Genomic DNA, 12,073 nt, shown 5'->3' with positions numbered 1-12,073 from the left:
TCCGCTGGAGCCGCAATTTTCCGCACGGCGGCGCGGCGCAGGGCCTCACCCGGTTTCGGAAAGCAGCCTTTCGTAATGCGTCCGCAGCGTGTCCGTGCCGAATTCGGGCGTCGCCTCGGCCGAATATTCACCGGTTGCGGGATCGAGCAGCAGCATGCTCTCGGTCGCATAATAATGCGCGATGCGGGCATATTCCGATTTCTCGGCAAACCATTCGGAAAAGGGCGCGGCAAGGCCGAGCACGCGTGAGGCGAGCGTGAACATGCCCGGCGGGACCGATTTGAAGGCAGGCTCGCGCCCGGCCAGTTCGCACAGCATCGTGCCCTGCTGCCTGAGGCTGATCGCAGGGCCGGGGCCGCCGATCGGCAGGATCGCGTCCCGCTTTGCCGGATCCGTCACGCACAGCGTGAGGTAGCGGCCGAGATCGGCGTCGCTGATCGGCTTGCAGCGCGTCAGTTCGCCGTCGCCGAAGATCAGGAACGGCTTGCCCTCGCGCACCCGCTTCACCTGCCCCGACAGCGACTTGAAGAAGGCCGTCGGGCGCACGATCGTGTGGGCGAGCGGGCTATCGGTCAGCCGCGCCTCGAACCGCAGCTTTTCGTGCTGGAAAGCCAGTTTCGGGCGCTGAACGCAGATCGCGGACAGCAGGATGAAATGGTCAGCGCCCGCGTGTTCCGCCGCTTCGAGAAGGGCGAGATTGGCCGCATAGTCGACACGGCGCGCATCGCTCGGCGAGCCTGAACGCGACGCGATGCAACTCATCACCGCCTGCGGTTCGGCCTCGGCAAAGACAGCTGCGAGCGCGGCGCTATCGGTCAGGTCGGCGAAATGCACCGCGCACCCCTCGCCTACGAGCGCGGCGGCGGATTCGCGGCCGGACGCGCTGTCCCTCAGCACGCAGGTGACATCGTGCCCTGCCTCCTTCAGCGCGCGCGCCGCGGCGCGGCCGATCGTGCCGCTCGCCCCGGCGACAAGGACCCTGCGCCCGCCATGCTCTTCCATCCCCGTCCGACCCCTCGTGTCCCTTGCGAGGAGCCGTCATGGACAATGCGCGGCGCGCTTGTCAAAGCCGCTCTGAAGGGTGGGGGTCAGGGCGCGGGCGGAACGGCCTCGAGCGCTTCGAGCACCGCGTCCCAGCGCACCAGCTTGAAATTCTGGGCGGAAGCGCCGTTCATGCCGTCCTGCGCGACGAAGAGTCCGCCCGGAAAGGCCGGACCGAAGGCGCGCGGGTCGAGTTCGATCCCGTCGGTTTCCTCGGTGCTGCCGAATGCGCCCGCGCCGATGCGGAACCGGCCGACCGGCTCCATCCCCGGCAGGCGGAAGACGGCATAGGCGTTGTCCCCCTGCGAGGACGCGACGAGGTATCCGCCGTCCCGGCCTTCAGGAGCGATCGCCAGCCCTTCGACATCGGCGACGAGGAGGCGGTTGTCGACTTCCGCCACGAGCCGCTTGTCGCCGGTCTGCATGTCGATCGCCCAGATCCCGGCGGCTTCTTCGCCGATATAGAGCGTTCCCGTTCGCGGATCGGCAATGCAGCCTTCCGGCTGGCTGGGAACGCTTGTCAGCGTTTCGGTCTTGTCGATCAGCTCCTCGCCCTCGAACTGAAGGGCGGTGCGGTAGACAATGCCCTTCTTGGGCGCGCTGAAGACGGTGAAGGAGCCGTCCCCGTCCACTTCGCCCATGCAGATGCCGTAGCCTTCGCCCGGCCCGACCTCGATCCGCGCGATCGGGGTCAGCGCAGCCGTATCCGGATCGAGCCGCGCGACCGAGACATGCGCGGTTTCAAGGTCGCTGCGATCGCTCGACAGGGCCAGGACTCGGCCATCGGGCAATTCGACGAGATCGACATTGTTGAGGCCCGGCGCGGGCATGAACGACAGCTCTCGCCCGGCAAGGTCATAGACATGCAGACCCGCCTTCTTGTCGGTCCCGACGATCAGGCTTTTCGCCGGATCCGCCGGGTTGCGCCAGATCGCCGGGTCGTCGGCCGCGTCCTCGTTCGCGGTGCCGACCGGCTCGGTTTCGGCCACAGCCGTGACGGTGACCGCCGGATCGCCGGTGACGTGGATCGAGGCGCAGGCCGCCGCGATCCCGAGCGAAATCAGCGCAAAGCCGTGAAAGGGTTTCAACATCGTGCGCTCCCTATCAGAAATTCAGCCTCACGCCGCCCTTCATCGTCCAGTTGTAGCGTTCGAACTGGAGGATGTTCTGCCGCCCGCCCAGCCGGTTGAAGGCGTAGAATTCGGCATCGTTGATGTTGATCCAATCGAAATAGACCTGGACCTTGTCGGTGACGCGATATCGGGCCGTGAAATCGAGCTGGAACAGGCTGTCGGTGAAGCGATCGAATTCCGGCCCGTCGGCGTTCACCTCGTCGAGAAAGCCGTCGCGATAGGTCCCGGCAAGGCGCAGGCTGACCGGTCCCTTGTCATAGCCGAGCGCGACGTTGAAGGTGTTCTCGCTGGTGGCCGGCAGCGGGATTTCGCGGAATGTCGGCGCGGCGGTGATGTCGCCGACCTCGCCGTCGGCGACGAGGCCGCTCGCATCGGTGTATGTGTAGTTCGCCTGCACCAGCAGCCCGTCGAGGAAGCCGGGGAGGAAATCGAGCCGCTGGTAGAATCCGAGTTCGATCCCGAAAATCTCCGCCGCAGGCCCGTTGACGAAGGTTTCGCCCTGTTCGTAATCGACCCCGAAGATGCTGCCGGGCTGATCGAGCACCAGCGTGGTGACGTAATTGTCGATGTCCTTGTAGAAGAACGCCGCCGTGATCGCGCCATTGCCGGTCATGTAATATTCGAAGCTCGCATCGAGGTTCCACGCCTCGAACGGCTCCAGCGTGGGGTTGCCGATCACCGCCTCGCGGTTCTCGTCCAGTTCGAAACGCGGTGCGAGCTGTTCGAGATTGGGGCGCACGATGCTGCGATACCCGGCAAAGCGCATCACGAATTCGGGCATCGGCGTGTAGCGGATGTTGAGGCTGGGCAACCAGTGGTCATAGTCGCGCTCGAATTCGACCGGCGTGACGATCACCGTGTCGTCGTCCGCGACCCCGCCGCCGGGCAGGTCCTGCCCTTCCTCGAACAGCGCGGTCTCGAAGCCCGAAAGGCGGTTGTCGGTGCGTTCGTAGCGCACCCCGCCGATGACGAGCCATTGATCGTTCTCGAACCGGCCCAAGAGGTAGCCCGCGAGGATGTCCTCTTCGACCGAATAATCCCCGTTCGCACTGTCGAGCGCGGTGTCTACGGCATTGAGTTCGAAACTCGCGAAATTGTCGCGGAAGAAATCGGTCGCCTGCGTGAGGCCCGGCAGCGGCGCGAGGTTTTCAAGCGTGTTCGACGGCCCTTCGCCGAGCACGTCGGCAAGCGTGTAGTCGTCGCGTTCGTAGAATTCGATCTCGCCGTTGAAGCGCTTTTCCCTCAGCCGCGCCTTGGCCCCGCCCTGGACGGTGAGCGTTCCGGCATCGGTGAACCATTCATAGCCCAGGTCGAGCCTGCCGGAAAATTCCTCGTCTTCGGCATCTGACAGCGCGGTGAATTCGATCTCGTCGAGTTCGTAGAAGGAGGGATCGAAGAAATCGGCGGTGTTGCCGGTCACGTTGAAGCGCGGGCGGCGTTCGTCGGCATAGTCGAACCCGACGCCAAGGCCCGAATCCTCGAATTCTCCGACGAAGATGGTCGGGTCGACCGATCCGTTCTCGCGCTCGGACGATTTCGCCCAGGCGAGCGCATATTCCGCCTTGAGCCCGCCCCACTGGCTCTCACCGCCGAAGGTGACGGTGCGAATGCGCTGGCGTTCGAAGCGGTCCTTGACGTCGCGCTCGACCGCGATCGCGGCTTCGTCATCCGGGTCGGCCGGATCGCGGATGTCGTCGAATACGGGATTGAGGCCGCTGCCAGAGACATTGGCATCGCCGAGATCGAAGGTCAGGCGGCGGCGGAATTCCTGATCGTCGAACTGGCTGAACACGCCGCGCAGGTAAAGTTCCGTCGAGGAGCCGACGCGCGCATCGAAACCGAGCGTCGCGCTGATCCGTTCGCGTTCGACGAGATAGTCGCGGTACTGGACTTCCTCGGCGTAGATCAGACCGTCATCCTCGGTCCAGTCATCGGCCTCGACATTGTCGGTCTGGAATTCGCGGTTGTAATAGCTGATCCCGCCCGAAACGCCGAAATTGTCGGTCAGCTTGGCGGCGAAATCGGCCCCGAGATCGGGGGTCAGGGTGTCGCGCAATTCGTTGTAGCTGCCGCCGAGCTTCACGACATAGAGGTCCTCCTTGCGGTCGAAGGCGCTGGTCGTGTTGATTTCGATCGAGGCGCCGATCGTGTCGGCGTCCATGTCGGGAGTGAGGGATTTCTTGACCTCGATCGATTCGATGATCTCGGACGAGATCACGTCGAGCGCGACCCCGCGAATGTCACCTTCGGGCGAGGGGATGCGCACCCCGTTGACCGAGGTGGCGTTGAGATTGGGGTCGAGCCCGCGCACCGCGACGAAGCGGCCTTCGCCCTGGTCGTTCAACACGTTGATGCCCGGCAGGCGGCGCAGGCTTTCGGCGACGTTCTGGTCGGGAAACTGACCGATCGCGTCGCGGGTGAGGACGTCGGAAACGCCGTCCGCGGCGCGCTTTCTCGAAAGGGCGCTGGCCTGGCTCGCGCCCTGTCCGACGACGAGGATCTGGCTGCCCGACTGGCCGAGCGCGAAATTCACCGTGACCGCGCCGGTTTCGGGCACCGTCACCCGCTGGGACACCGGGTCCGCCCCGACATAGCGCGCGGTGATCGTGTAGGTGCCGGCGGGCACTTCGCCGAAATCGAACGTGCCGCCGCGCTCCGAATTGACCTGCCTTCCGATTTCCTCGATCTCGATCTGCGCGGCGCGCAGGGCGATCGTTTCGGACGCATCGACCACGGTGCCGCGCACCTCGCCGGCGATGGCAGGTGCTGCTGCAATGGCGGCAAAGGCAATGCCGGCAGCGCCGGAAAGCAGGCTGAAACGCATCATCAGATATTCCCCCTTCGATCGGACAGTCCCGTTCGAGAGGGCGCGATAGAGAGGGAATTTGACCCGCGGGCGACCGTCCGGTGACCCTTCCGCGTCTGTTCGGTGACCAGCGCAACACGCCGGTCACATGGCCTTCAATGCGGTATTTTTTTCAGCGACTTGGCGGCGGCGGGAAAAGAGCGGCGGGCGAGCGGAATTTCACGCCGGTTCGCGGACGCGCTGCTCCAGCCCGACGAGCCGCGCGGTAAGGTCCCACAATTCGCGTGCCCGCGCGGCATCGGTGGCCTTTGGCGACAGGCTCTGGGCGAACGCCTCGCGCCCTTCGCGCTGGCGGTTGCCCCAGCTCCAGTGAACGCCCGAGCGCGCAAAGGCCGGGTCGGCGACCACATCCGCGACCCGTTCGCCCGCAAGCGGCTGCGAGACATAGCCTCCGGTGACGTTCTTCTGGAACCACGGGAAGATGCGCTGGAAGGCGCGCGGCGCGTGGCGGAACAGCGGCGTGTCGGCCACGCAGCCGGGATAGAGCGTGGTGAAGACGATGCCGGTGCGGTCATGGAATCGCGCGTGCAGTTCGCGGCTCATCATCATGCAGGCGAGCTTTGAATCCTTGTATGCCTTGCCCGGCTTGAACGGATTGCCGTCGATCATCGCAACCGGATCCTTGAAGCCTGCCTTCAGCCCCTCGAAATCGCCGAGATCGGCGGGCGCGGGTATGGGGATCCTGCCGCCGAACTCCTCGGAATTGGCAGTCACCGTGCCGAGCGTCACGAGCCGGGGATCGCGCGCCCGCCCGAGATCTTCGAGCAGCAGGTTCGCGAGCAGGAAATGACCGAAATAATTGATCGCGACGGAAAGCTCATACCCCTCGGGCGAGCGCAGCGGCGCAGTCAGGCGCGGCATGTAGGTCGCCGCATTGCAGACCAGCGCGTCGAGCGGACGGCCGAGCATGCGGAATTCGCTGACGAAGCCGCGCACCCCCGAAAGCGTGCCGAGATCGAGCTGCATGATCGTGCGGCCTTCGGGGGCAAGGCCGATCTCGCGCGCGGCCGCTTCGGCCTTCGCCGTGTCGCGGCAGGCCATGACGACATGCCATCCGCGCGCCATCAGCGCCCTGGTGGCCCACAGCCCGATGCCCGAAGAGGCCCCCGTGATGATGCAGACAGGTGTTTGACCCGCAATCATGTCCCAAATCCCTCCCGACATGAAACTCCCTGGCGCAGGTAAGCACAGGCAGACCCTTGAGGTAAAGAGAGTCCTGGAAAGGAGAAAGGCGTTCAGCCCGCCTCGGCGGGCGCGCCGATTGCGGTGAAGAGGTCGATATAGGCCTGGGCGAGGCTCGCCTCTGCATCGATCAGCGCCTCGCGGCTGCCGATCAGCTGGCGCTGCACGTCGAGCACGTCGAACAGCGAGGCGAGCCCTTCGCGGTAGAGCGCGTTGGACTGTTCGAACGCCGCCTCGCTCTCGGCGACGGCGGTGGCGAGTTCGTCGCGGCGGTCCTCGGCGCTGCGGATCGCGACCAGCGCGCTTTCGACCTCGGCGAGGTTTTCGAGCAGGACCTGGCGATAATCGGCGAGCGCGGCTTCCAAATCGGCCTCGGCGGCGGCGACCTCCGCACGGCGTCGCCCGCCATCGAGGATCGGCACGCCGAGAACGGCGGCAAGGCCGGCGACCGCCTGCGAGAACAGCCCGTCCACGCTGCCGTCGCCCAATGTGACGAAGCCCGGGAGGCTGAGCGCGGGAAGGAGATCGGCGCGTTCGATCCCGACCCGCGCGGCGGCGGCGGCGATGTCCGCTTCGGCAAGCAGCAGGTCGGGCCGCGCTCGCAGGAGATCGGCGGGGACGCCCACTGCGGGCCCGCGCGCGTAATCGGGGATCTGCTCGCTGCCATCGGCCTCGGGCACTTCGGCGGGCGGCTCCCCGGTCAGCACCGACAGCGCATTGGCCGCGCGCGCGCGGGCGAGCAGCAGCGGTCCGCGCTGGGCGAGCGTGCGCGAAAGGTCGGCGGCGGCGCGGCGGACGTCGAAATTGGAGGACAGGCCCGCTTCCTCGCGCAATTGCACTATCCTCAGGGTCTGCCGCTGGAGATCGGCGGATTGTTCGAGCAGCCGCAGCCGCGCCCCGGTGCGGCGCAGTTCGACGAAGCGGTTGGCGACGGCCGAGGCGAGCAGGCGGCGGCGGTCGGCGAGGAAATATTCCGACGCCTCGACCCCGGCCAGGGCCTCGGCCCGCTCGGCCGAAAGCCGCCCGTTGAGGTCGATCGTCCAGACGCCTCCCAGCCCCGCGCTCGCTTCGTCGAGGAAGGCACCTCCCCCGCCCGCTTCGCTGTCGATCGAGCCGCCCAGGCTGGCATCGCCATCGATCGTGGGCAGGAAATCGGCTTCCTCCGCGCGCAGAACCGCGCGCGCCGCCGCAAGCCGCGCGCGCGCCGCCTCGAGCGTCTGGTTGCGCGCCAGCGCCTCGGCCACCAGCGCATCGAGCTCCGCCTCGTCGAAACCGCGCCACCACGCCTCCTCCAGCCCCGCCGGGGGGCGGGCATCGGCGAAGTAATCCTCGGGCAGCGCGATCGCCGCAGCGGGCTCGACCTCGGGAATTTGCGGTGACGCGCAGGCAGCAAGCAGGCCGAGCGCCGCGCAGGACAGGGCGAACCTCATGCCGGAAGCCCCTCCGGCTCCTTTTCCTCCTCGTCCATCTCGCGGCGATAGCGCGCAAGATCAACGCTGCGCGGCGCCGTGAGCGGGGCGATCAGCGTATAGAGCGCCGGCACGAGGAACAGGGTGAACACCGCCGCGATGCCGAGCCCGCCGAAGATCACCCAGCCGATCGCCTGCCGCGCCTCGGCCCCCGCCCCGCTCGCAAGGATCAGCGGCACCGCGCCCAGCACGGTCGAGATCAGCGTCATCGCGATGGGGCGCAGGCGGATCGCGGCGGCCTCGGCAATCGCATCGCGCACCTCGGCCCCCGCCTCGCGCTTCTGGTCGGCGAATTCGACCATCAGGATGCCGTTCTTAGCCATCAGCCCGATCAGCATGACGAGCCCGATCTGCGAATAGATGTTGAGCGAGGTGCCCGACAGGAACAGCGCATAGATCGCCGCGGCCAGCGCGAAGGGGATCGAGGCGAGGATGACCAGCGGGCTCGCCAGGCTTTCGAACTGGGCGACGAGGACGAGGAACACGATCAACAGCGCAAAGGCATAGGTCAGCAGCAATTCGTTGGAGCTTTCCTCCAATTGCTCGGCCTCTCCCTGCAGGATCATGTCGATGTCCTCGGCCACCGCCTCGCCGGCGAGCCGCTCGATTTCGGCGACCGCATCGGCGAGCGGGGTGCCGGGGGCAATCGCCGCCTCCACCTCGATCGCGCGGCGTTGTTCGGTCCGGTCGAGTTCGGCCGCCACCCCTTCCTCGGTGAAGCGGGTGAGCGCGGAGACGGGAACCAGCGCGCCGCTGCCCGAACGGACATAGAGATTGCCGAGATCGGCCGGATTGGTGATCGCGACCGTTTCGGCGGTGAGGAAGATCGGGATCGCCTGGTCGTCGACATTGAGGTCGACCACTTCGAGCCCGTCGACCATCGCCTGCAGGGTCGTCGCGAGATCCGACAGTTCCACGCCGAGATCGGCGGCGCGCTGGCGGTCGATCGCGATGGAAAGCTGCGGCTGGGTCGGCTGGTAGGAAATCTCGGGATCGGACAGGATATCGGACTGCGTCGCGATGGCATCCGACAGCGCGCGGGCAGAGGCGTAGATGCCCTCGTAATTGTTGCCCGTGAGCGCGACCTCGAGCCCTCCTCCCCCGCCGAAACCGCCCGACAGGGTGCCTCGTCCCCGGGCCGAAGCGCGCGAGCCGGGCAGGCGGTCGAGCGGTTCGCTGATCTCGTCCACGATTTCGGTCTGGCTGCGTGTCCGTTCATCCCAATCGGCGAGATTGGCCGTCACCTGCACCCGGTTGGGATCGTAGCGCCCGACGATGGAAAGCGTGCTCTCGATCTCACCGCTTTCGACATAGGGTTCGAGCACTTGCTCGATCTCGTCCATCTCGCGGTCCATGAAGGCAAGGCCGACGCCGTCCGGCCCGCTCGCCCAGATATAGAAGGTCGCGCGGTCCTCGTCCGGCACCAGTTCCTCGTCGAGCTGGGTGTAGAGGAGCCCTGCGCCGATGACCGCGAGGACCGAAAGGCCCACCGTCACCCATGGCCGCTCGATGGCACGCGCGACCCCGGTGCGATAGCGGTCCGCAAAACGGCTCGCGATGCGATGGAGCCGGGGGTTCGGCTCCGCACCTTCGCCGGCAAGGTCGATCTTGGCGGCGAGCGCGGGCACGAGGCTGACCGCGACGAAGGTCGACAGGATCACCGCAATGGCGAGGACGAAGCCGAATTCGCGGAACAGGCGGCCCGTTTCGGACGGCAGGAAACTGATCGGCACGAACACCGAAACCAGCACCGCCGTCGTCGCGATCACCGCGAAATAGACCTGCCGCGTTCCCAGCACCGCCGATGCCTTGCGCCCCAGCCCCTTCTCCTTCTGCAGGCGCTGCGCGTTCTCCAGCACGACGATGGCATCGTCGACGATGAGCCCGGTGGCGAGCACGATGGCGAGAAGGGTGAGCAGGTTGATCGAGAATCCCAGCAGCCAGATGCCCGAGACGACCCCGACCAGCGCGATGGGGATGGCGGTGCTCGGGATGAGGGTCGGCCGCCAGTGGCCGAAGAACAGCCAGATCGTCACGACCACGACCGCGACGGTAAAGGCCAGTGTGACGATCACCTCGCGCACCGAGGTCGATATGAACACCGCATCGTCGGCGATCACGCGAATGTCGATCTCCTCGAACCGCTGGTCGAGCCGTTCGGTCGCCGCGCGGATCGAGTCCGAAATGGCGATGGTGTTGGAATTGGCCTGCCGGATCACGCCGAGGCCGATCACCGGTTCCCCGTCGAGGCGCACATAGCTGGTCGCATCGGCGGGCGCGAAATAGGTCTCGGCGACATCTGCGATGGTGACTTCGCCCTGGATCGCCACCGCGTCGATCAGTTCCGGGTCCGCCGCCTTGGCTTCGGCGCGGACGAGCAATTGCTGCTGGTCCGAACGGAACGAACCCACGGGCGTGTCGAACGGCGCCTGTTCGAGCGCGGCCGCGACGTCGCTCATCGTCAGCGAATAGCGCGCCAGCCGCGCCGGATCGACCGCGACGCGCAATTGCCGCTCACGCGTGCCGAACGTGTCGATGCTGGCGACGCCGTCTGCGGCGAGCAGTTCGGGAATGATGTCGTTCTCGACGATGCGGGTGAGTTCCATGTCGTCATAGGCATCGCTCGCCACGGCCAGCGTCATGATCGACTGCGCGTCCTCGTCCGCCTTGACGACGCGCACCTGTTCGAGCCGTTCGGGCAGTTCGCGCGTAACCCGGCTGACGGCCTCGCGGATGTCGCTGGCAGCCGCGTCGAGATCGGTGCCGGGGTTGAATTCGACGCGTATGCGGGTGTTGTTTTCCTCGCTCGAGGACCGGATCTGGCGCACTCCATTGACCCGCGCGGCGGCATTTTCGAGCACGGATGTGACTTCGGAATCCATCGTCTCGGGGGCGGCGCCGGGCAGCGTCGCCGATACCGTCACGATGGGCCGGTCGACATTGGGTAGTTCGCGCACTTCGGTGCCGAGAAGCGCGGCAGCTCCCGCGATCACGATCAGCAGGTTCAGCACCATGATGAGCAGCGGCCGCTTGACCGCGAGCACCGGAAGGTCGGTCTTTTCCTTCACTGCGCGCCCGCCGTTTCGACCGGGGCCGCGTCGCGGGTGCGCGGTTCGACCAGTTCGACCGCCTGCCCCTCGCGCACCTTCTGCACGCCTTCGGCGATGACGAGCGCGCCCCGTTCGAGCTGGGCATCGACGAGCGCGAGCCCATCGCGCCGGGCGGCGATGGTGACGGGGACGCGCACCGCCTTGCCGTCCCTGACCGCGAAGACCGAGGAGCCTTCCCCGCCCCACACCACCGCCGCCTCGGGCACGGCTGCGCGCATCCGGCCGCGGTCCCTGTAGCGCACGGTAAAGCTCATGCCGGGGCGGTAGCGATCGCCTTCATTGGCGATCACCGCGCGCACGCGATAGCTGCGCTGGTCTTCGGCGATGGTTGTGCCCACCGCGCGGATCGGGGCGCTGATCGACCGTTCGGGCTGCGAAAAGGGGACGAGTTCGACGCTGGTGCCTTCGGAAAGGCGCTGGAACACCGCCTCGGGCGCGTTGAATTCGACGAACAGGCGGTCGCGCCGGTCGATCTGGGCGATCAGCGTGGTCGGCGTGATGCGGTCGCCGACATCGACCTCGGTAAAGCCGACATGGCCCGCGAAAGGCGCGCGCACGATCCTCTCGGCAAGCGTATCGGCGGCCTGGTCGCGCTCGATCCGGGCGGCGGCGAGCGCGGTCTCGCCCGCCTCGATCTGGCTTTCGGACAAGGCGCCGGTATCCTCGATCCGGCGGTATCGGGCGAGCAATTGCTCGGCTTCCTCGACGCGCACTTCGGCAAGCTTCAGCGCCAGCCGTTCGGCCCGCGCCTCGAGCTCGACCAGAGGCGCTCCCGCGCCCACGTAATCGCCGGGGGAAAAACGCACCGCGACGACCTCGCCGGCGGCCTCGGGATAGAGCTCGGCCGTGCGCGCCGCGCGGGCGGTGCCGATCGCCTCGACGATCGATTCCTCGGGAAGGTATTCGATTTCCTGGGCGACGACCGTGACAGAACGGTCGGGCCGCGAGGCCTCGTCAGCGGAACAGGCCGCGAGCAGCAGACACGCCGCGATAGAAGGTATGATGCGCATGATGTGGGACGAAGCATTTGATCTACGTGAGGTCTTGCAATCCACCGCATGCCCTTTCGGTTCCCATTGCGCGCTTTGCAATCCGGCCTGCGTTGCCATCGGACCGGAGCGGGACAGGGAAAAATGCGGTGGCGCGTCTTGCCGCGATCCCAACCCATCGCGCGCGGTCTCTGCCGCTGAGCCGATGAGCTTGCCGGCGAGGTCGGCGCCTTTTCGACCGTCCGCCGCGCCCGAACAGTCCCACGCAAGGGGGTGAATTTCT

At 66.7% G+C, this 12,073-nt stretch carries 7 protein-coding genes; all 7 read right to left on the bottom strand.

All coding sequences use genetic code 11. The features are described from left to right. Window positions 1-45 precede the first annotated feature (45 nt). Window positions 46-1,002 carry an SDR family NAD(P)-dependent oxidoreductase gene (locus Ga0102493_RS03305; RefSeq protein ID WP_034906302.1) on the bottom strand — a complete coding sequence of 319 codons (957 nt, stop codon included), beginning with the start codon at window positions 1,000-1,002 and terminating at the stop codon, window positions 46-48. An 86-nt stretch (window positions 1,003-1,088) separates the two neighbouring features. Further along, on the bottom strand, window positions 1,089-2,132 hold the full coding sequence (locus Ga0102493_RS03300) for a phytase (protein WP_034906303.1): 1,044 nt from the start codon (window positions 2,130-2,132) through the stop codon (window positions 1,089-1,091). Between the two features lie 13 nt (window positions 2,133-2,145). After that, window positions 2,146-5,001 carry a TonB-dependent receptor gene (locus Ga0102493_RS03295; protein WP_236922286.1) on the bottom strand — a complete coding sequence of 952 codons (2,856 nt, stop codon included), beginning with the start codon at window positions 4,999-5,001 and terminating at the stop codon, window positions 2,146-2,148. A 198-nt stretch (window positions 5,002-5,199) separates the two neighbouring features. Next, on the bottom strand, window positions 5,200-6,183 hold the full coding sequence (locus tag Ga0102493_RS03290) for a protochlorophyllide reductase (RefSeq protein ID WP_034906305.1): 984 nt from the start codon (window positions 6,181-6,183) through the stop codon (window positions 5,200-5,202). Window positions 6,184-6,275: 92 nt separating this feature from the next. Next, the gene (locus Ga0102493_RS03285) at window positions 6,276-7,652 is read right to left on the bottom strand and encodes a TolC family protein (RefSeq protein ID WP_081845773.1); all 1,377 of its coding nucleotides are present in this window, start codon (window positions 7,650-7,652) and stop codon (window positions 6,276-6,278) included. Continuing rightward, complete coding sequence (locus Ga0102493_RS03280) at window positions 7,649-10,759, bottom strand: efflux RND transporter permease subunit (protein ID WP_034906308.1); 3,111 nt, start codon at window positions 10,757-10,759, stop codon at window positions 7,649-7,651. The genes Ga0102493_RS03285 and Ga0102493_RS03280 overlap by 4 nt, the downstream gene beginning before the upstream one ends. Next, window positions 10,756-11,811, bottom strand: a complete 1,056-nt coding sequence (locus Ga0102493_RS03275; RefSeq protein WP_034906312.1) for an efflux RND transporter periplasmic adaptor subunit — start codon at window positions 11,809-11,811, stop codon at window positions 10,756-10,758. Before Ga0102493_RS03275 ends, Ga0102493_RS03280 begins: the two co-directional genes overlap by 4 nt. Window positions 11,812-12,073: the final 262 nt, after the last annotated feature.

This window comes from Erythrobacter litoralis, from assembly GCF_001719165.1.
Taxonomy (GTDB): Bacteria; Pseudomonadota; Alphaproteobacteria; order Sphingomonadales; family Sphingomonadaceae; genus Erythrobacter; species Erythrobacter litoralis.
The sequence above is the reverse complement of the archived record's forward strand: the minus strand, read 5'-3'. Positions and strand labels throughout refer to the sequence as shown.